Source organism: Mycobacterium sp. NTMscope_Eco_3 (genome assembly GCF_976985685.1).
In genome coordinates this window covers 2102103-2124704 of sequence record NZ_CDRJYZ010000001.1, presented here as the reverse complement: position 1 = coordinate 2124704, position 22602 = coordinate 2102103, and the positions used below count along the sequence as shown (strand labels likewise).

Annotated in this window: 23 protein-coding genes and 1 pseudogene; 4 read left to right on the top strand and 20 right to left on the bottom strand. The window is 66.6% G+C overall.

Annotation, left to right across the window (positions count from 1 at the left end; translation table 11 throughout):
* The first annotated feature begins 1 nt into the window (after position 1).
* Complete coding sequence (locus tag AC0KTM_RS09715) at positions 2 to 1102, top strand: NAD-dependent epimerase/dehydratase family protein (RefSeq protein WP_238957991.1); 1101 nt, start codon at positions 2 to 4, stop codon at positions 1100 to 1102.
* Here the strand turns inward: AC0KTM_RS09715 and AC0KTM_RS09710 are convergent.
* A complete protein-coding gene (locus tag AC0KTM_RS09710) occupies positions 1099 to 2076 on the bottom strand; it encodes an NAD-dependent epimerase/dehydratase family protein (protein WP_238958050.1) in 978 nt (325 codons plus the stop codon). The two genes, AC0KTM_RS09715 and AC0KTM_RS09710, sit on opposite strands and share 4 nt — an antisense overlap.
* Positions 2076 to 3047 carry an aldo/keto reductase gene (locus tag AC0KTM_RS09705; RefSeq protein ID WP_225326778.1) on the bottom strand — a complete coding sequence of 324 codons (972 nt, stop codon included), beginning with the start codon at positions 3045 to 3047 and terminating at the stop codon, positions 2076 to 2078. Before AC0KTM_RS09705 ends, AC0KTM_RS09710 begins: the two co-directional genes overlap by 1 nt.
* An 82-nt stretch (positions 3048 to 3129) precedes the next feature.
* Between AC0KTM_RS09705 and AC0KTM_RS09700 the strand changes: the two genes are divergently transcribed.
* Positions 3130 to 4437: an acyltransferase family protein gene (locus AC0KTM_RS09700; RefSeq protein WP_238957990.1), complete on the top strand. Its 1308-nt coding sequence runs from the start codon at positions 3130 to 3132 to the stop codon at positions 4435 to 4437.
* On the opposite strand, the gene AC0KTM_RS09695 is transcribed toward AC0KTM_RS09700, so the two are convergent.
* The 12 genes from AC0KTM_RS09695 to AC0KTM_RS09640 form a co-directional block, all read right to left on the bottom strand.
* On the bottom strand, positions 4432 to 5322 hold the full coding sequence (locus AC0KTM_RS09695; RefSeq protein WP_225326780.1) for a universal stress protein: 891 nt from the start codon (positions 5320 to 5322) through the stop codon (positions 4432 to 4434). The two genes, AC0KTM_RS09700 and AC0KTM_RS09695, sit on opposite strands and share 6 nt — an antisense overlap.
* A 100-nt stretch (positions 5323 to 5422) precedes the next feature.
* Complete coding sequence (locus AC0KTM_RS09690) at positions 5423 to 6337, bottom strand: formate/nitrite transporter family protein (protein ID WP_238957989.1); 915 nt, start codon at positions 6335 to 6337, stop codon at positions 5423 to 5425.
* Entirely contained in the window at positions 6334 to 6603 is a 270-nt protein-coding gene (locus AC0KTM_RS09685; protein WP_225326782.1) for a hypothetical protein, read from the bottom strand. Before AC0KTM_RS09685 ends, AC0KTM_RS09690 begins: the two co-directional genes overlap by 4 nt.
* The gene (locus tag AC0KTM_RS09680) at positions 6600 to 7220 is read right to left on the bottom strand and encodes an RNA polymerase sigma factor (RefSeq protein ID WP_225326783.1); all 621 of its coding nucleotides are present in this window, start codon (positions 7218 to 7220) and stop codon (positions 6600 to 6602) included. Before AC0KTM_RS09680 ends, AC0KTM_RS09685 begins: the two co-directional genes overlap by 4 nt.
* A gap of 13 nt (positions 7221 to 7233) precedes the next feature.
* Positions 7234 to 8301: an acyl-CoA dehydrogenase family protein gene (locus AC0KTM_RS09675; RefSeq protein WP_238957988.1), complete on the bottom strand. Its 1068-nt coding sequence runs from the start codon at positions 8299 to 8301 to the stop codon at positions 7234 to 7236.
* Entirely contained in the window at positions 8298 to 8783 is a 486-nt protein-coding gene (cynS, locus tag AC0KTM_RS09670; RefSeq protein ID WP_472415483.1) for a cyanase, read from the bottom strand. The genes AC0KTM_RS09675 and cynS overlap by 4 nt, the downstream gene beginning before the upstream one ends.
* 23 nt (positions 8784 to 8806) lie before the next feature.
* Positions 8807 to 9331: an OsmC family protein gene (locus AC0KTM_RS09665; RefSeq protein ID WP_225326786.1), complete on the bottom strand. Its 525-nt coding sequence runs from the start codon at positions 9329 to 9331 to the stop codon at positions 8807 to 8809.
* A gap of 165 nt (positions 9332 to 9496) precedes the next feature.
* Positions 9497 to 10816 (bottom strand): iron uptake transporter deferrochelatase/peroxidase subunit, encoded by a 1320-nt coding sequence (gene efeB / locus AC0KTM_RS09660; RefSeq protein ID WP_225326787.1) that lies wholly within the window; start codon positions 10814 to 10816, stop codon positions 9497 to 9499.
* Positions 10817 to 10818: 2 nt separating this feature from the next.
* Complete coding sequence (gene efeO, locus AC0KTM_RS09655) at positions 10819 to 11997, bottom strand: iron uptake system protein EfeO (RefSeq protein ID WP_374109718.1); 1179 nt, start codon at positions 11995 to 11997, stop codon at positions 10819 to 10821.
* Between the two features lie 74 nt (positions 11998 to 12071).
* Positions 12072 to 13643, bottom strand: a complete 1572-nt coding sequence (gene efeU / locus AC0KTM_RS09650; RefSeq protein ID WP_225326789.1) for an iron uptake transporter permease EfeU — start codon at positions 13641 to 13643, stop codon at positions 12072 to 12074.
* A gap of 86 nt (positions 13644 to 13729) precedes the next feature.
* Positions 13730 to 14374 (bottom strand): class I SAM-dependent methyltransferase, encoded by a 645-nt coding sequence (locus AC0KTM_RS09645; RefSeq protein ID WP_472417434.1) that lies wholly within the window; start codon positions 14372 to 14374, stop codon positions 13730 to 13732.
* Between the two features lie 104 nt (positions 14375 to 14478).
* Complete coding sequence (locus AC0KTM_RS09640) at positions 14479 to 15312, bottom strand: DUF3097 family protein (protein ID WP_472415482.1); 834 nt, start codon at positions 15310 to 15312, stop codon at positions 14479 to 14481.
* Positions 15313 to 15532: 220 nt separating this feature from the next.
* Here AC0KTM_RS09640 and AC0KTM_RS09635 point away from each other — a divergent pair, with 220 nt between their 5' ends.
* Positions 15533 to 15820: a DUF3349 domain-containing protein gene (locus AC0KTM_RS09635; protein WP_238957985.1), complete on the top strand. Its 288-nt coding sequence runs from the start codon at positions 15533 to 15535 to the stop codon at positions 15818 to 15820.
* A gap of 15 nt (positions 15821 to 15835) precedes the next feature.
* Here AC0KTM_RS09635 and AC0KTM_RS09630 read toward each other — a convergent pair whose 3' ends face one another.
* The 6 genes and pseudogenes from AC0KTM_RS09630 to AC0KTM_RS09605 form a co-directional block, all read right to left on the bottom strand.
* A complete protein-coding gene (locus AC0KTM_RS09630; protein WP_472415481.1) occupies positions 15836 to 16801 on the bottom strand; it encodes a patatin-like phospholipase family protein in 966 nt (321 codons plus the stop codon).
* 66 nt (positions 16802 to 16867) lie between these two features.
* Complete coding sequence (locus tag AC0KTM_RS09625) at positions 16868 to 17938, bottom strand: ABC transporter ATP-binding protein (RefSeq protein ID WP_238957983.1); 1071 nt, start codon at positions 17936 to 17938, stop codon at positions 16868 to 16870.
* A 2-nt stretch (positions 17939 to 17940) separates the two neighbouring features.
* A complete protein-coding gene (locus AC0KTM_RS09620) occupies positions 17941 to 18735 on the bottom strand; it encodes a carbohydrate ABC transporter permease (protein ID WP_275254811.1) in 795 nt (264 codons plus the stop codon).
* Between the two features lie 34 nt (positions 18736 to 18769).
* Positions 18770 to 19719 (bottom strand): annotated as a pseudogene (locus tag AC0KTM_RS09615) (carbohydrate ABC transporter permease).
* Positions 19720 to 19734: 15 nt separating this feature from the next.
* Positions 19735 to 21060, bottom strand: coding sequence for an ABC transporter substrate-binding protein (locus tag AC0KTM_RS09610; RefSeq protein WP_225326796.1), 1326 nt, complete (start codon positions 21058 to 21060; stop codon positions 19735 to 19737).
* A gap of 12 nt (positions 21061 to 21072) precedes the next feature.
* A complete protein-coding gene (locus AC0KTM_RS09605; RefSeq protein WP_472415480.1) occupies positions 21073 to 22077 on the bottom strand; it encodes a sigma-70 family RNA polymerase sigma factor in 1005 nt (334 codons plus the stop codon).
* A 165-nt stretch (positions 22078 to 22242) separates the two neighbouring features.
* On the opposite strand from AC0KTM_RS09605, the gene AC0KTM_RS09600 reads away from it, so the two are divergent.
* Complete coding sequence (locus AC0KTM_RS09600) at positions 22243 to 22593, top strand: DoxX family protein (RefSeq protein ID WP_472415479.1); 351 nt, start codon at positions 22243 to 22245, stop codon at positions 22591 to 22593.
* Positions 22594 to 22602: the final 9 nt, after the last annotated feature.

The window sequence follows — 22602 nt, the reverse complement described above, 5'->3', positions numbered from 1 at the left end:
CGTGGCTGTCGACACCGTGCTGGTCACCGGCGCGTTCGGACAGGTCGGTAGGCGCTGCACGCAGCTCCTGCTCGACCGGGGGCGCACCGTCGTGGCGATGGATCTGCGCAACGACAACACCGTGGCCGTCGAGAAAGCACTGTCGGCCGGAAATCACCCTGGGACGCTGATTCCCGCCTACACCGACCTACTGGACGCCGACGCGGTGCGCGATCTGGTCGGCGCCCACCGACCCGGCGCGATCGTTCATCTGGCCGCCATCGTCTCCCCACCGTCGTATCGCAATCCCGGATTGGCCCGGCGCGTCAATGTCGGTGGCACCGAGCATCTCTTGGCGGCCTGCGCCGCACTCCCCCGCCCACCGTTGTTCCTCATGGCGTCCAGCGCCGCGGTGTACGGATCGCGGAACCCCTTCCGCCAGCCCGAGCGGATCACCCCGGACACCCCGGTGAACCCCGTCGATCAATACGGACAGGACAAAGTGCTTGCCGAGGCGGCGATCCGCGCCAGCGGCCTGCCCTACGCGCTCTACCGGCTCGCCGGCGTCATCTCGCCGGACACCCAGGCCAGCATCAATGGTGACTACCTCATCCTGATGCGGTCGATGCCGAGCGATAACCGCATCCATGCGGTGGATGCGCGTGACGTGGCACTGGCGTTCGCCAACGGTGTCGACCGCGAATCCACCATTTCCGGCAAGGTGTTGCTCATCGGCGGCAACGACACGTACGTGCTCCATCAGCACGTCCTGCAGGACGACCTCATGACCGCGGCAGGCCTAGGCCCGCTCGGACCCTCGGCCGGCCTGCCCGGCGACCCGGGCGACGACCGCGGCTGGAGTTTCACCGGTTGGTATGACACCACCGAAGCGCAGGCGCTGCTCGAGTTTCAGGAGCACGACTGGCAGCAGACCGTGGCCTGGCTCGCCGAGTCGCAGGGCCCCATGCGGAACGTGTTGCGGCTGCTTGGCCCGGTGTTGCGTCCGATCCTGCGCGCCGTCTTCATGGTGCAACGCCGGCTGGAGGGACGCGGCCCGTACGCCGACCCATGGGGATTGATCGAAAAGAAGTACGGCACAGCGGCGTTGGCCAGCATCGACTAGCGCGAGGCAAACCAGACGGCGGCTTTGCGGATCGAGTCCTCGACGGGTTCGGGCGTCCAGCCCAGTTCGCGGGTGGCCTTGGAGTGGTCGAGCGGCGACATCAATTCGGCCATCCGGATTCCCGCGTAGGCGAACGGCAAGTCACGGCCCAGCAGCCTTGCCGCCGCGTCGTTGACCCGCGCCCCGGCACGCAGCACCGACATCGGGATGCCGACGCGCGGTGCTCGTCTGCCGACGGCGGTGGCGGCGATTGCGTGCAGCTCCCGGACGCTCATGTACTTGTCGGAGACGATGTAGCGTTCGCCGTTGCGTCCGTGCTCGGCCGCGAGAAGCATTGCCCTGGCGGCGTCTTCGATGCCCACCACTTCGGCCGAATAATCGAAATAGAACGGAAAGCGACCCTTGGCGACCAAAGCAATCAGCGAACCGTGCGGGGTCGGTCCCCAATCCCCCGGTCCGTAGGTGGTGGAGATACACATCGCCACACCCGGCAGGCCTTTGTCCCGTGCGTACGACAGCAGCAGATCTTCGCCTGCCACCCGCGCTTCGATGTATGCGCCGCCCTGATCCCAGTTGTGCGGGTCCTGTTCGGTGACCGGTTTGTCGTCGCTGATCGCCAAAGCGCCTGTGGTGCTGGTGTATACGAACCTCTTCAGGTCGGCGTCCAAGGCCGCGTCCAGAACGTGGCGCAAGCCCTCGACGTTGGTGCGAAACAGCGGCGCCGGATCACGCAGCCACATGCGGGCGTCGACGACGCAGTAATAAACGACGTCGCAGCCCGCCATCGCGGCGCGGAGCGCGGCGTCGTCGAACACGTCGCCGTAGCAGCGCTCGACATCGAGATCATCGATACCGGCCGTGGAGCTGGTGCGGCGCAACATGACTCGCACGTCTTCGCCGGCCGCCACCAGCTGTCGGGTGACGTGTGATCCCAGGAATCCGCTGGCGCCGATTACCAGCTTCTTGTTGGCCACTAGCGGTCGATCCATGCCATTTGCGCCTCCGCATGGTGCCCTCCCACGGGTGGGGTGAGAAAATCGAGCCGCGCCAGTTGGTCCGGGGCCAGCTCTATCGCGTCGGCCCCCACATTTTCTTCCAGGCGGGCGACCCGTTTGGTGCCCGGGATCGGCACGATATCGGGGCCTTTGGCCAGCAGCCACGCCAACGCGACCTGGGCCGCCGTGGCGCCGATGTCAGCGCCGATGTCGCGCACTTCGTCCGCGCACCGTAGGTTGTGCTGGAAGTTCTCGTCGAAGAACCGCGGATTTGTCTTGCGATAGTCGGTGTCGGGAAGCTCGCGGGTGGAACGGACGGTACCGGTGAGGAAGCCGCGGCCCAGCGGCGAGTAGGCGACAAACCCGATCCCCAGCTCGCGCAGCAACGGCAGTATCTCCTGTTCCTGGTCGCGCGTCCACAGCGAATACTCCGATTGGACGGCCGTGAGGGGATGCACCGCGTGCGCGCGGCGGATGGTGTTTACGCCGACTTCGGAAAGACCGACGTGCCGGATCTTCCCGGCGGCGACCAGTTCGGCCAGTGCGGACATCGTGTCTTCGATCGGGGTCCGGCGGTCGAGGCGATGCTGGTAGTACAGATCGATGTGGTCGGTCCCCAGCCGCCGCAGCGAACCGTCCACGGCCAGACGGACATTGGCGGGGCTGCTGTCGAGCCCGTCACGGCCGGTATGCGAGATGAGACCGAATTTGGTCGCCACCACCACCTGATCACGGCGGCCCTTCAGGGCACGCGCCAGAAGTTCCTCGTTGACGTAGGGGCCGTAAACCTCGGCGGTGTCGATCAGGGTGACACCCAGGTCGATGGCGCGATGGACGGTGCGGATCGATTCGGCGTCGTCGCTGCCGGCGCCGGCATAGGCCACCGACATTCCCATCGCGCCCAGTCCAAGGCGGCCGACTTGCAGGTTGGCGAGGCGCGCTTGTTTCATGGAGTCATTGTGCGCCCAGCGGCTTCACGCGATGGGACGGGTACCGTGGCGCTGTGTCCCGCGTCGAGCTTCCCCCGATCTGATGGGCCGCGCAAACAGCCAGCGGCCGGCCCGCGATCTGGCAGTCGACTATTTCCGCGTATCCGGAGTGGTGTTGATCGTGCTGGGACACTGGCTGGCCGGGTCGGTGACCTACCACGAGGGGCAGTTCGGCCGGCAGAACCCGCTCGTCGACATGCCCTGGACCCAGTGGCTGACCTGGCCCTTCCAAGCGGTGCCGACGTTCTTCCTGGTCGCGGGTTACGCCGGTGCGGTGTCGTGGACGCATCGGCGCGAAACCGATGGAGTCTCGCGCCAGACCTGGTTGCAGCATCGGCTGGCCCGGGTGCTCGGGCCGACCGCGGCATACACGGCGTTGGTGTCGGTAGTCGTTGTTGCGTTGAGCTTTTGCGGCGTTGGCGGTTCGGTCCTCGAGTACGCCGGCTGGGCGGTAGCGATGCACCTGTGGTTCCTGGCCGTGTATCTGGTGGTGGTGTCGTTGACGCCGGTTGCGATTGCCGCACACCGCCGTTGGGGGCTGTGGGCGCCGGCGTCGCTCGTGTTTGCGGTTGCGGTCATCGATGCCGCCAGGCTCGGCGCTCACGTGCACTATCTCGACTGGGTGAACTACCTGTTGGGCTGGGGCGCGTTGTATCAGCTCGGGATCGCTTGGCGCGGTGGGCTGTTGACCGGCCGCAGACCCTGGCTGCTGGCCGCCGTCTCGGCGGCGGGGCTGGCGGTGTTGATTTGGCTGCGGGTCTATCCGATCAGCATGATCGGCGTCCCGGGCCAGACCATCGACAACACGACACCACCCACGGTGGCGCTGTTGGCCTTTGGCGGCGCGCAAGCGGGCATTGTGATGGCGCTTGCACCCACCCTCAACCGCGCGCTGCGCGCCGTCCGTGTCGAGCGGGCGCTGTCCATCGCCAACAACAACATCATGGCCCTCTACCTGTGGCACATGATTCCCGTCGTGATCGTGGCGATCATCGGGTATCCCACCGGACTCTTGCCGCAGCCCCCCGAAGGGAGCGCCGCCTGGTGGCTGGCCCGCCTGGAATGGGTGGCGATACTCAGCGTCGTGACCGCGGTCGAGATCGCGCTGTTGTGGTGGGCGCAAAGGGTTTTCGCGGCTCCCCTGCCACTGCTCGGTGTCCCACTCACTGAGCGTTGGGCCGAGCCGGTGATGCTCACCGGCGCCGCGATGGCGGCCTACGCCCTGGCCGTCGTCGCCGCAGCGGGCTTCGCTCCCGATGGGCGTTTCCCGTGGCTGATCGCGGTGGTTTTCGCCGCCGGGGCGCTCTGCGCGGCGTTGCGTCCCACGGCCCGCCCAGTGAACACGCTATGAAGAAGCCACCGGCCGAGCGACGATCACCGGCACCCGGGCCGAATGCAGCACCGCGTTGCTGACGGACCCCAACAGCATTCTGGTCAGCCCACCTCGTCCGTGACTGCCAACCACGACGAGCTGTGCACTTTCTGATTTGTCGATGAGGTGCCGCGCCGCCCGATCGCGGGCGATGAACCGGTGCACGGTGACGTCGGGATAGCGTTCTTGCCAGCCCGCCAGACTCTCCGACAGGCTGCGTTGCGCTTCACCTTCCACGACCGGCCAGTCGATTTCAAATACTTCGTCGATGGCGGCGTCGCTCCATGCGTGGATTGCCACCAGGTCGACCCCGCGACGCGACGCTTCATCGAACGCGATCTCCGTTGCCAGTTCGGAAGCCCGTGAGCCGTCGGTTCCCAGGACGACCGGAGCGTCCGGCGAATCCGGTAGCCCTTCGTCGCGGATAACCGCGACTGGACAATTCGCGTGACGGACGACGGTCGAGCTGACGGACCCGAGCAGACCCCGGGCCAGCAATCCGCGCCCGGAGCCGCCGATGACGATCATCTCCGCAGTATCGGACATCGTGAGCAGCGCCGATGCGGGCGTCGAGTACACCAGCTTTCTTCCGATGGGCACCGTGCGATCCGCCGGCATCGCCTCCTCGGCGACCTTCACCGCGTGCATGATCGCCTGTTTGCCTTCGTCTTCGAGATTGGTGACGAGGGATTCGGGGTACGGGACCGGCGGGAATGTCGCCGCGGGGGTGGACACCGCGTGGACGACGGTCAGCGAGATGCCCCTCATCGCCGCTTCCCGGGCCGCCCAGCGCGCGGCGACCGTTGATGCCGACGAGCCGTCGACCGCCACGACGACACCGAGTTGTTTGACGGGTCCGGGCATTTCGCTCTCCCTCACTCATCAACAACGCTACCCGAGGACGACCCGCCTGTCGTGAGGCTTAGGTTTCTCGATCGCCGGGCCGCAGTGCCGTCGCCGGCGCTTAGATCTGGCGGCGCTGCAGCCGCGCGATGATCCAGAACGGCAGCGCCACGAAGACCGTGCCGCCGATGAGGTTGCCGACGGTGGTGATGCCGATGTTGGTGAGCAACCCGTGCGCACCAAACCCCCAGCTGATCGCGCCTCGCGGTGCGGACGGGTGGAAGAGGTTGAGCAGCAAGGGAAGACCGAGAAAACCGACATTGGCTATCACGTGTTGGGTGCCGCCGATCACGAATGCGAACGGGCCGTAGAACGCGAATGTCATCCGGGCGACGTCGCTGCGGGCCTTGAAGAACATGCACATCGAGGTCTGCAGGAACCACGTGCACACCACGGCGAGCAGAAGGGCGGTCCAGAAGGGCTGGCCCGCCTTCAGCGTGCCGACGGTCGCCGCGCGGTCGGCAAAAGCGCCCAGGTAGGGGCCGCCGGCCGCGGCGCAGATGATGACGAATACCAGTGCACCGACGATGTTGCCGATCAGTCCGACGGTCACCAGCAATGCGTAGTTGCCAACGCTCAGCGTGCGTTTGAGCACGGCAAGGAAGCCGGCGGCCATGTCCGCGGTGATCAGCGACATCCCCGACACCAGGATGAGGACGAAGGACATGCCGAACGCCAGGCCCATCAACAGGCTTGCCACCCCAGGGGTTTTGACGCCGGTACTGACCACCAGGGCCAGCAGCGCCCCGAACGCCACCATTACGCCGCCGACCAAGGAGCGCATCAAAAATGCCCACGGATGCGCGGCCTTCTCCACCGCCATGGCCGCTACCCGATCCACCATGGCGCCCACGGCCAGCGGCTCGAAGGGGTCCTCGCGGGCACCGTCGAGGGCGCCGCCGGTAGGCACCGCGGTCACCGGGTCCGCCACCGTTACCGAGTTCGGCAGCAGCTGCGCTTGAGCGTTGAGCGTCATCCGTGTTCGCCCTTCCGTAAGGTGTTGACCGCGTTGAGGACTCCAGAGATGTGGTCCTCGCCGAGCTCTTCGTCGTCGAAGACGTGGCCGAGCAGGATCTTGAGGTCGAGCATCTGTTGCAGATAGATCAGGCACGGGGGGCATTCGTCGAGGTGCTTGGCGACGATCGGGCCCCACTGCCGCGGGTCGGAGTCGACGAGGTCGTCGACCAGGCGGACGAAGTCGACGCAATCGATAGCAGGGACGGTGTTGTCGTGAACGGTCATCGTCGATACCGCTTTTCCAGTTCGTTTCGGAGTTTTCCCCGGGCGCGGTAAAGCAGTGCGCGCTGCGCCTCATTGGACAGTTCGAGAAGCTCGGCCGCCTCGTCGGCCGATATGCCGACGATGTCGCGCAGGATGACCAGTTGGCGTTGCCGCTCGGGCAAGGCATCCAGCGCCGCCCGGACGTAGCTGACGAGTTCGCTTTGGACGGTGTGATCTTCCGGCAGAAAGCGGCGGGACGGCGGCACGCGCCAGTGTCCGGCATCGGGGTGGCCCTCGGGATGCATGCGGCCCGACAGCGGGTCTTCATCGGCGGCGGCCAGCACCTCGTGATGGCGGATTCGTGATTCGCGGCGCCGGTGCCGTGCGGTGGTGTGCTTGACAATCCCGAACAACCAGGTGCTCACCGAGGAGCGCCCCTGGAACGAATCCGACGATTGTAGCACTTGCACCCACGCCTCCTGCACGGCTTCTTCGGCCACCGCCGGCGAATCCACCATGGTCCGCGCGAAATTCACCATCGGGCGGTGATAGTCGCGCACCAGGCTGGCCAGCGGAACCCCGCCGACCAGGAGTTGCGATTGGGTGCCCTCCGGCGGCACCGCCACCGGAGTCACCATCGTCGACCCGTGCTCACGCGCATCGAGCCAACTCCCAGCGCAGTTGGCCTTCGGACGGCGACTGGACGGGGATGAACGCCGCCTCCCGGTAGCGCCGACTCACCGGCGTTCGGCTCGCATACCCCTTGCCGCCGGCGGTTCGGATCTCCAAATCAGCGCTGGCGCTGGCCAGTTCGGCCGCGGCGAGCCGCAGCGACAGCAGCTCCTTCTTGGTGGGCGTCCGGGGACCCCCGACGGCGGCGGCGACATGCGCGAGCGTCGCCTCGGCGTCGGTCAGCTTGTCCGCGACGCGGTCGACGTCGGCACCGAAGACCGAGTTGACGCCGCCGAGGCCCAGCCTTGCCTGCTCAAGCGCCGTCCTGGCCAGCCCCAGACACATCGCCGACTGCAGCACAAGGAAAGTCGGGCGGACCGCCTGCAGGAAGCCCTCGAAATCCCGCGACAGCACCTGACCGTCGGGGACGACTGCGCAGTCCAGGTTCAGATACGACGACGCCGTGCTCCCCATGGCCAGCAGATCGAAGTGCTCACCCAGGAGCACCCCGGGTGTGTCCAATGGCAAGGCGACGATCAATCTTTCGCCGGCATCGGTACGCACCGCCGTCACCATGGTCGAGTCGGGGTACAGGTTGCTGGCCCACCTGATCGGACCGGACACCCGATAGCCGCCGGCCACCGGTGTGGCGGTCAATTCCACGCTGCCGCAACCCGCTGCCTCCTTGAACGCCGCGGCCATGCCGGTGACTCCCAGCACGTTTCCCGACAGCAATGGGCCGACGGCGGTCGCGCTGAACGGGGTTGCGGCGGTGAGTAAATACTCGACCGTCATGCGATGGGCCCATAGCGAGAACCCGGTGCTCATGCAGGTCCCGGAGATCAACCGGATCACCTCGGCCATCGTCGGGAGCCGGCCGTCGGCGTTGCCCGGGGCGCCGAGCCCGAGTAGGCCCGCGTCCCCCAACGCGGTGAAGCTGCGACGGGAATGGCCCTCGCCGCCGTCCAGCGCCGCGGCGTGGGCCCGGATGTCGTCCAACAGGCCGACATCCAGTCGGCTGGCCGCGGGATCCAGGGTCGCCGTCATTGCGCTACCTCCTGAGGCTGCTCGGTGGAGTGTTGCCACGCGTAATCGAGGAACTTGCCGTCGAATGTGACGACCACTCGGTCGCCCTGCGGGTGCGGACGGCGCCGCACGCTGAGCTGAAAGTTGATCGCGCTCATGATGCCGTCCCCGAATTCTTCATGGATGAGTTCTTTGATCGCCGGACCGTAGACGGCCAGCGCCTCGTGGAACCGGTAGATGGTGGGATCTTTCGATATGGTCGCATCGAATCCCCGGTGCGGCATCATTTGCAGTACGGCCACGGCCTCCTCGTCGAGGTCGAGGAGCGACGCCACTGCCCGGGCGTCGCCGGCCGAGAGCGGATGCTGCCCAAGCAGCGCCGCGACGGTCCACACCGGGTCCTTGCCGATGGTTTCGGCGATCTTTGCCCAGCTGAGTCCTTGTCTGGCGCGGGCCAGCCTGATGGCCGCGCCGAGGTCGGATTTGGTCAATGTATTTGCCATGCTTCGGTTTTGAGACACAATGCTTATCCGGTGCGCAGGGACGATTCGACGCTCACCGGGTTGCGAAACGTGTTCACGACCGGCGACCACGCGATGGCGTTGTCGTGGATCTCCTTGAGCGTGGCTTCGTCGGCATCGCCGGCCAGGCTCACTGTGCAGCGGACCGCGCTGAACCCGAGGCGCTTTCGTTGCGGGGTGTCCCCCACGCCCCACACCGCGGAGATGTCGATGTCGCCTTCCATCTCGACCTCGATTTTGGTGAGGGTCACACCACGGTGTGTGGCGTTGGCCAACAGTCCCACGGACACACATGAGCCCAGCGCGGCCAGGGCGGTCTCGGAGGGATTGGGCGCCGAGTCATCACCCAGCAGCGCGGGCGGCTCCCCCACCAGCATCGGCGCCAGGTCGCGGACATAGGTCATGTTGCGAAACCCCGTCTCACACACCGTCTTGGCTTTGAGCGTCTTCTTGCCGGTCTCGGGGTTGGCCTTGGCGTTACACGACAGCCGGTCAAGGCCTTCGGCGTCGATGACGAGCGCGTCGGTCATGTGTGTTTCTCCGTTTCTCGCTGATTCTGCGGTGTCACGGAGTTAGTGCGCGGCGGGCATCGATGTGTGACGGCGGGTGAGATTGCTTTACCGGCCCGTCACGAAACATCACATGGACGAAACGCGGCGCCGCTCAGCGGCCCCCGACGGGGCGACGATGTTTGCTCAGCCGAACAGGCCTTGGCCGATGTAGTGGCCCTCAGCGGGCGCGGGAGGGACGGCGAAGATTGCTGATCCGATGTGACGGATGTATTCGTTGAGCAGATCGTGGGCACCCAGGCGGTTCTGCAAGCGGATAAAATCTTGCGGATCGTTTTGATACGAGATGAACAGCAGGCCGGCATTGAGTTGGCCGTTGGCGTCGAGACCGTCGGTGTAGTTGTAGGACCGCCGGCGGATCATGATGCCGTCGTTGTTTTCGCGGGCGGCCAGCCCGACGTGCGACATCGGATCGATGAGCGGGTTGCCGTCGGCGCCTTTGGCGGCGAAGTCGGGCGTATCGAATTCGGCCTTTCCGCTCAGCGGCGCCCCTTCGTCCTTGGTGCGGCCGAAGATCCTCTGCTGATTGCCGATCCGGTCGACATCCCATGTCTCCAGCAGCATCCGGATCTTGCGGACCACCTGGTAGGTCCCGCCGTTCATCCAGGGCTGGTCGCTGTTGTCGACCCAGACGAATTTGTCGTACTCCGCGCCTGTGGCGATATTGCGGGTTCCGTCCTTGAATCCCAACAGGTTTCGCGGTGTGTGCTGGCCCGGCCCGGCTGAGGCGCGGCCGAATCCCAGCACCGCCCAGAACGGGGAGACGATGTTGCGGCCGAGCCGGGCCAAGTTGCGCACGGCGTGGTAGCAGACCTGGGGGTCGTCGGCGCACGCCTGCACGGACAGGTCGCCGCCGTGCAGGCGGGGATCGAGGTTGTCCCCGTTGAGCGGCGGCAAATCGGTGAACCCGGCGGGCCGGCGGGCGGCCAGACCGAACCGGTCGCCGAACAGCGCCGGCCCCAATCCGATGGTGACGGTGAGGCCGGCGGGGCTCAGCCCGTAGGCCTCTCCCGTGTCGGCGGGCGGCTGCACGTCGACCTGCGGCTGCACGGTGCCGACCGGCTTGCCCTGCTGCAGGATCGCGGCCGCGGCCGACCATCGCGCCAACAGGGTCTGCAGCTCGGTGCGGCCGGCGCCGGCGGCCAGGGAGAAGGACATGAACATGGCGTAACGCTGCGGCGGGGTGTCGATTCCGCCCTGATGCGCCTGACCGTAGAAGGGGTAACTGCGACGCAGGTCGACGGTGTCGTCGTCGTCGTCGCCGCGCTGTCCGGCCGCCATCGCGTGCCCGGCGAGGCCGCCCCCGACGGCACCGATGGCGGCGCCGCTGAGCCCGGCCAGCATGGCGCCACCGATCGCGCGCCGGCGCGATACCGCGGCCGAGTCCGGCTGCGCGCCAACGTTGTCCGGGCCGTTGCCGGCGAAGCCGGTCCTGTCGTCGGTCACGATCAGCCGCCCGCGACGACTTTTTGGGCGACGGTGGACATGCTCTGATGAAGCGGCTGGATGACCGCGGTCAGCTTCGGCGCGTCGCTGGCCTGCAACGCGGGGGTGTAGGTCCGGTAGCCACCCAGCGCGGTGGGGTCCCGGTACCCGTCCAGGACGGCGAGGACGCTCTGGAACTGCTGGTCGATCAGCTTGACGAGGTTGGCGTCGATCCGTTCCAGACCCGGCCGTAGCGACGCGTACGCCTGCTGGGCGCCTTCGACGTTGCCTGAAAAGTCCACCAGGTCAATGTGACTGAAGGCCTCTTCCTCGCCGGTGATCTTGGTGTTTTGGATCTCTTCGATCAGGTCGCTGGCACCGTTGGCCAAGTCCTCGGGCTTGTACGCCAGGGTGGTGAGGATGCCGTTCAATTTGCCGACATTGTTGACCAATTCGGTGCTGGACGCCTTGGTTGCCGGGGTGATCGCGCCGCCCTGCCAGAGATCACGCTCGATGGCGTGGAAGCCCTTCCACCCGACCTTGGCGTCGACCGGGGTGGACTCCCGCATATCGATCAGATAGTCGAGGTTGCCGGCATTGTCACCGACCGCGAAGCCCGGCAGCACGAAGCCCTCCACGGTGGATTCCGAACGCTCCCAGAACAACCGGGCTTTGGCGTAGGACACCTTCGCGGCGTCGAGGTTGCCCGACTGCACCGCGGCATCGAGGGACTTCACGCCGTCGTTGAGTTGCGCGATCTGGTTGACGATGTAGGCCGCGTAGTCCTTGGTGCCCTGGCTGAGGATGCTGGCCACGGTGCCCGTCGGTGTCGCCGGCGCGGTACCCGTCACCGTCAGGGTCTGGTATTCGGTGCTCGCCCCGGGGCAGTACAGCTGGTAGGCGCCGCCGTCTAGCGTGACGGTGAACGACACCGGGTCCAGGCCGGGTGCGAGGTTCTCCTTCTCGCCGACGATCCGCTGGTCCCTGAGCAATTCGACTTCGTTGATCCCGGGCGCATTCGTGTTGGCCACCGTGAAGGTCACCGGCCCGGCGGGCACGGCGTTGGTGTCCAGCGCGCAGCCGTCCTTGCCGCCGGTATTGGTCATGGTGACCTTGACCGCGTTGGTGCCGCCCGGCCTCGGTTGCGCCGCGGGAGCCGAGTTGGCACTCCGGTGGCTGCACCCGGTCGTAGCCAATAGCATGGCCGCGATCAAAGCCGTTGCGGCCAAACACGTCTCAGAGGACCGCCACCCGGGCCGCGCGGTGCGCTTCACCATCAATCGTTGTCCTCTCTCGGGTGGCCGGCGTGCCGTTGCCGCATCGAGGCTATAGCGCCGAGACCGCAGACCAGGGCGAAACCGCCAAGCACCAGTGGAAGCCAAACATTCCAGAGCTGGCGGTCCCCGCGATTGCGGCCGCGCGCGACGATCTCGGCCGCCGTCGAGTGGTCTTCGGCGCCGGAGGTGGACCAGTCCGTCGCCAGCCCGCCAAGACTGACGGTCTTGGCCCCGGCCAGCCCGCCGCCGGTCAAAATCGCCGTGCGGTTGCTCGTCGCTTGCGCACTCACCACGAAATCGCCCCGCGCGAGCACCGTATACACCGTGGTCGTTGACCATTGACCCTGAAACGGCCCCGGAGTGCGGCCCACCCCGAGTCCCACGGGCAGCCGGCCGCCCGTCATGCTCAGCAACTGCTCCAGCGTGACTTCCGGCGCACCGTCGGCCCCCGCGGCCTCGGAAGCCTGCCATACCTGTACGGGTAAGCCGTCCACGGTTTGATCGTCCGCCGGGACAAGCAGGATGTGTCGGACGGTCGAGGTACCCCGGGGAACCACGGTCAGCTCGCGGCCGTGCGGCCCGGTCGCCATCGACACCGCAGCGGTGTGGCCCGAGCGGTCGGTGACGGTGCGCGCCGGTACGTTCGGCGACGCGCGACCGGCGGGCGTCATGATCGCCAACCCGGCCGCGACGATGAGCAGCAGCGCCGAGGCGGCCGCCAGCAGCCGGCCCCGGGCGCGCGGCGCGGCGGCGAGCCGGGCCGGCCACAGGAACACGATGAGCACCGGCACGGCATACAGCAGCCAGCCCAGCACTTCGATCAGCCGCGGGTCGGCGGGGATGCCGAACACGCCCGCCGTCACCGCGCCCAGGACGGAGTTGCTCGGGATCCACCCGGACAGGTCGAGCACCTGCTGCTGGCCGATGCTCACCCAGCCCGCCTCGTGCGCGGTGCGCAACGCGCCCACCACCAGCCCGGCGGCGATCAGCACCAAAAACACCCCGGTCACCCGGAAGAACCGGCCGAGGTTGAGTCGCACACCACCGAAGTACAGGCCCACGCCGAGCCCGATCGCCGCCGCGATGCCCACGGCGCCGCCGAGCAGGGCGAACCACCGGTTGCCGTGCGACGTCTCGGCGGCGGCCAGCAAGAACACCGACGTCTCGAAGCCCTCTTTGAGGACGGCGAGAAACGCCATGGCGGCCAGGGCCAGCGCGCCGCCACGATTGATCGCCTGCCGGGCCCCGCGCTCGAGTTCGCCCTTGAGCTGCGCGGCGTTGCCGTTCATCCAGATGATCATCGACGTCACGAACACCACGGCGATGGCGTTGATGACGGTCTCCATCATCTCCTGCTGGACCTGCGGCAGGCTCGCGGCGAACAGGTCGAGACCGACACCCATCGCGACGCTGAGCAACACGGCCAGGGCCACGCCGGCGAACATCGGGCGGATCGTCTGGCCGTTGCGCTTGAGGAAGGCGCCGACGATGCTCACGATGAGCGAAGCCTCGAGGCCTTCGCGGAGGCCGATGAGGAACGTGCCTATGAATACGCCGAATACGCCCTGCATGCGCCCTATTTCTGTCCCGCCGATCGGGATTTCGGCTTAGCGTAGCCGACCTAGCGGTGCACCAATGGGCTGGTTGCTCTCTAGAATCACCCGGTGCGCTGCAGCAGGTAACAGTGCACTGCGAATCGGTTGCGGATCAACGCGATCGGTGTGTATCGGTGGGCAGACCTGTTGACAAATGCCATCTTTTCTTCTGCCGTCGACAGCAGCGTCCACTCGGGCGTGAACCTGCGCTGGATCTCCAGCTGATCGAGCCCGAGAAATCTGACCGGGCCACCGGGCGGGGCGGCGACAATCAACAGTCGCGCCCCGGGGGCAGCCGCCGCCGTGACCTCCTGGACGTAAAGATCGCGGTCGCTATCACTCATCCCGTGCAAACATCCGTTGTCCACAATCAACTGGAATTTCGCGTCGATCCCGGCTCGACTCAGGTGCGTGACGTCAGCCTGGACGAAATCGACCGCCACGCCAGCAGCACGAGCCTTGGCGCGGGCCCTTCCGAGTGCCTTCGGCACGAAGTCAACTCCGGTGACCCGCCGTCCATGCTGGGCAAGGTAGATCGACGAGTCTCCGGTGCCGCATCCGACATCCAGTGCCTCTCCCGGTGGCGACGCGGGTAGGTCCGCGGTTCCCTCGATCAGCTCCCGTAGGCCGTTCGCCTCGGCATGACCGTCCCAAGGGGTAAAGCCGAGCCGATAAAAGACCCGAAACAAGGTGTGTCGAGAAGCCATACCCCACGGTATGCCTCGATCGACGCCGATCAAATGCGGTGCTCGACGCAGATCTCGACTGACGTGAAGCGGCAACGGGCAAGAGCTTAACTACGTCGGCAGGCTCAGCACACCGGCTGCGTCACGAAGTCGATGAGTTCCTCGACCCGGCTGATCAGCGCCGGCTCCAGGTCGTTCCAGTCGCGCACTCGCGAACGGATATGCCGCCAGGCCCTGGCGATGTCGGCCTGATCGGCGTGGGGCAAGCGAAGCGCCTGGCACGCGCCGTGTTTCCAGTCCACCTGCCGCGGCACGTCCGGCCAGGCGGTCAGCCCCAGCCGCTGCGGCTTCACGGCCTGCCAGATGTCGACGTAGGGGTGACCGACGACGAGGGTGTCGGTACCGCCCGGGCCACGTCGCACCGCGTCGGCGATGCGGGCCTCCTTGGAACCGGTGACGAGGTGGTCGACGAGCACTCCGAGGCGTCGCCCCGGGCCGGGCGCGAACTCGGCGACGATGTCCACCAAATCGTCGACGCCGCCGAGTTGCTCGACGACGACACCTTCGATCTTCAAGTCCTCGCCCCACACCTGTGCGATGAGTTCGGCGTCGTGGCGGCCCTCGACATAGATTCGGCTGGCGCGGGCGACTCGCGCGCGGGCCCCCGGTACTGCGACCGAGCCCGACGCCGTCCTGGTCGGGGCCGCCGGCGCCGCCCGCCGCGGGGCGGTGAGGATGACGGGTCGTCCTTCGAGCAAATACCCAGGGCCCAAAGGAAAGCCGCGCACGTGACCGCGCCGGTCTTCCAGGTCCACCCGGCCGTATTCGACTCGCACCACCGCGCCGACGTAGCCGGTTTCGACGTCCTCGACGACCAGGCCCAATTCGGCCGGGTGTTCGGTCGAGCGGGGCTTGCGCCGTCCCGCGGCCAGCACATCGGTTCCATAGCGATCCACCACGCGGCAATAGTAGAAAGCCTTGTGGCCAAACAGTGTTACGGCACGCCAGGATGGGGCGATGGTCGGCAAGATCACTCTCGGCGCCAGCGCGGGCGAGCCGTAAAAAGCTGCGTTTAACTGTGTGGCGTTACCTGGCTGATGACGTCGCCGATGGTACGTTGCTAGCTAAGGCAAGCACTGCCGCTCATGTGCAACTTGCGGCGGTTAGCGAGGTGGACGTATGGACTTGTCGCATTGGGTGACAAGCATTGTGGCGTTTGTGCGGGCCGGTTACCCCACCGGCATGCCGGCTCCCGGTCACGTGCCGCTGGTGGCGTTGACGCGCCGACGACTCTGCAGCCACGACATCACCGCCATTGCAAGCGATCTCATCGCGCGTCGCGTCTGGCCGATCAGCCCCGTTGATATCGGGGTGGAGATCACCCGGATCACCAACCAATTGCCGACGCCGGATGACGTCGAGCGTGTCCGGCGTCGCGTCCATGTGATTCGCTGCTCGCGCGGGTAGCCGGCTTCAGCGCCGTCACGGTGATTTTGGCACCGGGCCGCCGCACGCGGCGAGATAGTCCGCGTAGTTCCAGGTCCGCAGAAACTGTTGGCCCGCTTGCAATCCTCGTTGGTAGAGGGCCTCACGCTGCTGCACGGTGATGTCGAAGTCGATCGGGCTGACTTCGTCGGCGGACACGAAGATGGTGCGCCGGACGGTGCAGGGATCGTCGATGTAGGCGTTGTCCTGGTTACTCACCAGCGTCTCTATCGCGGCGAGCCCCAACGACACCGGACCGTGGACGGGATGCGTGGGCGGGATGCCCGGACGCGCGGACAGCCGGATACCGAATGTGGGCCACCGTGGTTGGGCATCCGGCCGGTCGAACAACTGGACCGGAAAGTCCGATAGCAATCCGCCGTCCACCCACGTCGCGCCGGCGACCCGAACGGGCTCGAACACGTACGGAATGGCCGACGACGCGTGCACCGCGCGCGCCACCGAAAAATCATCGGGGTTGATGCCATACGTGCTGAGGTCCCACGGGATCCGCACCAGCCGGCGCCGCGACAGGTCGCTGGCAGTCACCACGAGGGACCACGCGAACTGTTCGGGCTGTTCCCCCGTGCGCAGATCGCCGAACGTCCGGACGCCCAGATCACCGAGCAGCCCGGCGAGCAACTGTTCGAGGTAGGCGCCCCGATACACACCGTCCGACGTCAGCAAGGACAGCGCCCCGCCGATCAGCGGAACTCGTCCGATCAGATTGCGGTCGAGGAACTTCCGGTAATCGATGGCGCGCATGATGTCGGCCAACCGGCTGATCGGCTCACCGGCGACCTGCAGGGCGGCCACCAGTGAGGCGACGATGGCGCCCGCGCTGCTTCCCGCGACGCGGGGAAACCGGTACCCGGCCTGGTCGAGCGCATCCACCGCTCCCACCAGTCCGATCCCCCGGACACCGCCGCCTTCGCACACCAGGTCGGCACGCACGTCACTCACTACCACCACCCTAACCGGACGGAGCCGGGCTGTGCCTGCACGGCACGCCGAAACCCGGGAGCATGATCAACACAGTCGGCGACCGTCCACGCCGAAGAAGTGCACGTGTCCCGGCTGCGGATGCAGGCGCACCCTGCTGCCTCTCGCCGGCGGATTGCGTCCGTCGGCGCGCGCCACGATCGGCGCCTCGATTACCTTGCCGGAGCCGGTGATTCGCCCGTACAGGTAGGCGTCCGCACCCAGCTCCTCCACCACGTCGACCTCCATCTCGACACCGAGGTCACCCAGCCCGAAATGTTCGGGACGGACCCCGACGACGACCTCGCCTGCGGCACTGGCGATCTCCCGTGGCACCGTGATGGGCCAATCACCCAGCGACACGGTGGAATCCACGATGCGCAGGGTGAACAGATTCATCGCCGGCGACCCGATGAAACCCGCCACGAAGACGTTGTCCGGGTTTCGGTAAAGCTCGCGGGGTGGGGCGAATTGCTGCAGCACGCCGTCGCACAGCACGGCGACGCGGTCACCCATCGTCATCGCCTCGACCTGATCGTGGGTGACGTAGACGGTGGTCGTGCTGAGCCGCCGTTGCAGTGCGGCGATCTGGTTGCGGGTTTGCACCCGCAGTTTGGCGTCCAGATTGGACAGCGGTTCGTCCATCAGGAACACCTGCGGCCGGCGCACGATCGCGCGGCCCATCGCCACTCGCTGGCGCTGTCCGCCGGACAGGTCTTTCGGCTTGCGATCGAGATACGGTTGCAGATCAAGCAATTTCGCCGCGTCCAACACCCGTTCACGGATCTGCGCCTTTGGGGTTTTGGCGATCTTCATGGCGAAGCCCATATTTTCGGCCACCGTCATGTGCGGGTAGAGCGCATAGTTCTGAAAGACCATTGCGACGTCCCGGTTCTTGGGATCGACCTTGGTGACGTCCCTGTCGCCGATCCGGATGCGCCCGGAGTCCACGGTTTCCAGCCCGGCCACCATCCGCAGCGAGGTGGTCTTGCCGCATCCGGAGGGCCCCACCAGCACGACGAACTCGCCGTCGCCGACAACGAGATCCAGGTTGTCCAGGGCCGGGCGATCCGCTCCGGGATAGTGCCGTGTCGCCTGCTCGAAGCTCACCGAGGCCATGATCACCCACCCATTCCCGTGACCGCGATGCCGCGGACGAACGAACGTTGCGCGAACGCGTAGATCACGACCAATGGCAACATGATGAGCAGCGAGGTTGCCATCAAAACCGGCCACCGGGAAACGTACTCACCCTTCATTCGCACCAGCCCCAACGTCAGCGTGGCCAGGCTGTTGCGCTGAATCATCAACAGCGGCCACAGAAAATCGTTCCAGACGTTGACCCAGGTGAGCACCGCGAGCACCATCACCGCCGGCCTGGCGTGCGGCAGCAGGATGCGCCAATAGACCTGCCACGGCGAACAACCGTCGAGTATCGCCGCTTCCTCCAGGTCGGTGGGGAGGGTCCGGAAGAATTGCCGCATCAGGTACGTGCCGAACGCGCTACCGAAGAAGCCGGGCACGATCATCGCCCACGGGGTGTCGACCCATCCCAGGGTCCGCATGACGAGGAACTGCGGGATCACCGTCACCGTCAGCGGCACCATCAACGTGCCCAAATAAACCACGAACAGTGCATCGCGGCCGCGAAAGTCCAGTCGCGCGAAGGCGTATCCGGCCAGTGAGCAAAAGAAGACATGCCCCGCGGTGACACACCCCGCATACAGCACGGTGTTGAAGAACATCCGCCCGAACGGCAGCAACGCAAACACTTCGGTGTAGTTGGACCACCGCGGGTGCGCCGGCAGCAGTGTGGGTTCGCTGACCTCGCCCTCGGTCTTGAGCGAACCCGACAGCGCCCACGCTATCGGAAACAGCGCGCACCAGGCGATGCCGAGCAGGGCCGCATAGACCATGCCGCCACGCAACGCGGTGCGCCTGATGACACCCTCACTTAAGCCCACGCGAAGTCTCCAAAGAACGTCGATGGCTCACTTTCAACTGCACGACGGTCAACACCAGCAGGACGGCGAACATCACCCACGCCAGCGCGGATGCGTACCCGAACTCGAGAAACGAAAACGCGTGCTGGAACAGCATGATGCCCAGGACGTAGGTCGCCGATTCGGGCCCGCCATTGGCGCCGGTGAGGACGTAGACCAGGTCGAACGCCTGAAAGGCGTGGATGACCGAGATGATGACCACAAACGAGATCGACCCCCGGATCAGCGGCACCGTGATCGAGATGAATTGCCTTGTCTCGCTTGCTCCGTCGATGGTGGCGGCCTCGTACACCGTCCCCGGGACGCCCTGCATCGCGGCCAGCAAGACGACGGTGGCAAACGGCACGCTGCGCCATACGCTGACAATGCACAGCGAGACCATGGCCCAGTGGGGCTCGACCAACCATGGGACGGGACCGAGCCCAACCCAGCCGAGCATGATGTTCAGCAAGCCATTGTCGGTATTGAAAACGAACTGCCACACCACCGCCATGACCACCGATGAGATGGCCAATGGGAGGAAGACGATGGTCCGGAAAATACCGATGCCCCTGACTCTCTGGTTCAGCACACCGGCGACGGCCAGACTGATGACAACCGTGGGCACCACCGTCCCAAGGGTGAAGATCACCGTGTTGCGGATCGCGATGACGAACAGCGGATCCGAGGTGAAGAGCTCCCCGAAGTTCTTCAGCCCCACGAACTTCGGCGGTGTGAACACGTCCCAGCGCTGAAAGCTCATGTACAGCGAGAAGCCCAGCGGAAAGAGCATGAACACGGCGACCGCCACCAAGTTTGGGGCGACGAACAGCCGGCCGGCCCAGGCGTGCCGGCGCCACGGGCTCGGGTTTTCCGGGACCCTTCCGCTCGCCTTCCGCGCCGGGGCGGCCGCGCCACCTGAATGCGTCGCGGTCATGGACTGCGCAGCACTTCGTCGACGGAGCGGGACAGGCCGGCCAAGGACGTCGCCGGTTGGCGACCGCGCAGGATCGGGCCAAAGTTGCGGTCCATCAACGCGTTGACCTTCTCCCACACCGGAGTGATCGGCAGTCCTTCCGAGAACGCAGGGCCCTCGGTGAGCACACTGAGATTGCCGATCCGTCGATGGGCATTGGCGAATCCTTCCGATGTCAGAGCCGACCGCAGCACGGGAACGAACAGACAGGATTCACCGATCAACGCCTGCCCGACCGGGCCGGCCGCGAATTTCACGAATTCCCAGGCCTGTTCCTTGCGTGGACTGGTCGACGAGATGCCCAGCCCGGTGGCGCCGATGTCGGAACACGCCGCGCGTCGGTTTGCGCGCGCCGGGCCGACCGGCAACGGCGCGACATCGAAATCGAGGTCCTCGGCGCGGAGGTAGGTCTGGTAGCGCCAGTGCCCGCCCAGCGCGATCGCCGCCCGCCCCACCGCGAACAGGTTGGGGGTGGACATCGACTGCGTCTCCGAATCGTTCGGCGCGACCCTGTGCTCGTTGGCCAGGTCGGCGTAGAACTGCACCGCCTGCTGAAAGGCGTGGTCGTCGAAATTGAGGTGCGTCGGATTCACCCGCGGGTTGGACCACGGGACGCCGTTGTTCATCGCGAACAGCCCCGCCGAGTAGGTCGACACCCAGGTGTTGACGAACCCGTACTGCGCGGCCCGCCCGGATGCGTCGCGCTTGGTCAGCGCCCGTGCGGTGTCCAGGAATTCGGTGAAATCCCAAGGGCGTTGCCATGCGGTGGGCGGGGGCGGCACCCCGGCCTCGGCAAACAGCCGCTTGTTGTAGAACAGGTAGTTGCCCGACCATTGCTCGGGAAGCGCGAACTGCCCTCCGTTGAAGGCAAAGGTTTCGTACAGCGCCGGGATGCTGTCCGCCTTGAGCTGCTGGGCGAACGATTTGTCCCGCGCCAACAGGGGGTTCAGATCCAGCAGCACGCCGCGGTCGGCGAGTTCGGCGTAGGACAGTTCCCATGTCATCAGCACGTCGGGGCATTTGCCGCCGACACAGAACGTCGAAAGCTGTTGCATGACGCCCGGCCCGGACAACACCGCACGCACCTTGATGTCGGGATGGCGGCGCGCAAACTCGTCGACGATGCGCATCCTCGCCTCACGCTCGTCCGGGTTGGCCGCGAAGAAGAAGGTCAGCGCGTCGTCGTCGGGAGCGCAGCCGGCCGACCACGGTGCCAGCGCCACGGCGGACAGCGCGCCGGCGCCCCGCAGCAAGCTGCGCCGTCCGAACGGCTTGTCGAGCATGGCTCTCCCGGTCTAGCCGCGTTCCCGGCCGTTGGCCGGCTCTGTCTGACGTCCTTGGTACCCGACGAGGTTGTGATGTTCCTGGATCGGCCCGCGGGGCAGCGCCAGCGCCGCCCTGCGGATGCGCTCGGCATCGCCGGTGATGTCGATCGTGTGGATGCGATCGTCGGCTCCGATGCCGATCACCAGCAGGATCTGAGCGCGCCCACCGGCGACGATCACGATGCCCGGCGCACCGTCGATGAGCATGACGACCCCGGCGCGCGCCCGCCTGGCGAACCGGCGCGTCTCCTCGGCGACCTGCCTGGCGAACCGGCGCGTCTCCTCGGCGACCTGCCTGGCGCCGCGCACCGTGGTGGGCACGTCCGTGGGGACCAGGGCGCGGTCGACCGTGCGCACGACGTCGGGAGCCAGCAGCTCGAGCAGTCCGGCGATGTCGCCACCGCGGGAGGCCGCCAGAAACGCCTCGACCACCTCCAGGTGGCCGGCCGTGCTGCGGGGTTCGGCGACCGGGCCGTCGTGCAGCCGGCCGCGGGCCCGGCTGGCGAGTTTCTTCGCGGCATCCGGGGACCGGTGCAACAACGCGGCGATCGTCTCGAATGGCATGGCGAACACGTCGTGCAGCACGAAAGCGACGCGCTGTGCCGGTGAGAGCCGGTCGAGCACGACGAGCAGCGCGCTGCTCACCGACTCCGCCAGCAGCGCGTCCTCGTCGGCCGGCGCCGACGACGCCCCAGCCAGCCGGTCCAGCTCGTCGGGTTCGGCGAGGGGTTGCTCGGCCCGGCGCTTGCGCGCCCGCAGCTGGTCCAGCGCCTCACGCGCGGTGATCGTCGTGAACCACCCGGAGAGGTTGTCGATGGCCCCGAAGTCCGCGCGGCTGGCCTTCAGCCAGGCGGACTGCACCGCGTCGTCCGCGTCGGCCACCGAGCCCAGCAGCTGGAACGCGACCGATCGCAGGTGTCGCCGATCGGCGTCGAATCGCTGCGCGAGAGCCGCCAAATCCGTTGTTGCGCTCATGGGTCACCTTTTCTGCACGGGAATCGTCAAGGAGATGACCGCATCCACCGGACTTCCTGTTGCGAAGGAGACCAACACCATGACCTTACCGATTGTGCGCCGCGGCGGGCTGTGTAACCAGGCAATTCGCGGCGGAATTCGCTGCGCGACAAGGGATTGATCCACATGAACACCGCACTTGTCGTGATCGCGCTGTCGACCGCTACCGTCACCGCCGCAATCGCCATCGCCGACTTCGTTCCGGCTCGATTCGTGCTGGCGAACTCCGCCGAGGTCGGGGTGCCACGTTCGTGGTTACCGGCGCTGGGCGCGGTGAAGCTGGCCGGGGCCGCCGGAATCGCGGTCGGACTGCTGGGCCCACGCGAATTGGGAATAGCCGCCGCCACGGGCCTGGTCCTGTTTTTCATCGGTGCGGTATTGACGCACGTGAAGGCGCGCGTCCTGTACAACATCGCGTTCCCCGCGGCCTACTTGTGCCTGTCCGCAACGTCGCTGGCGCTGCTGGTCGCCCGCTGAAAACGGACG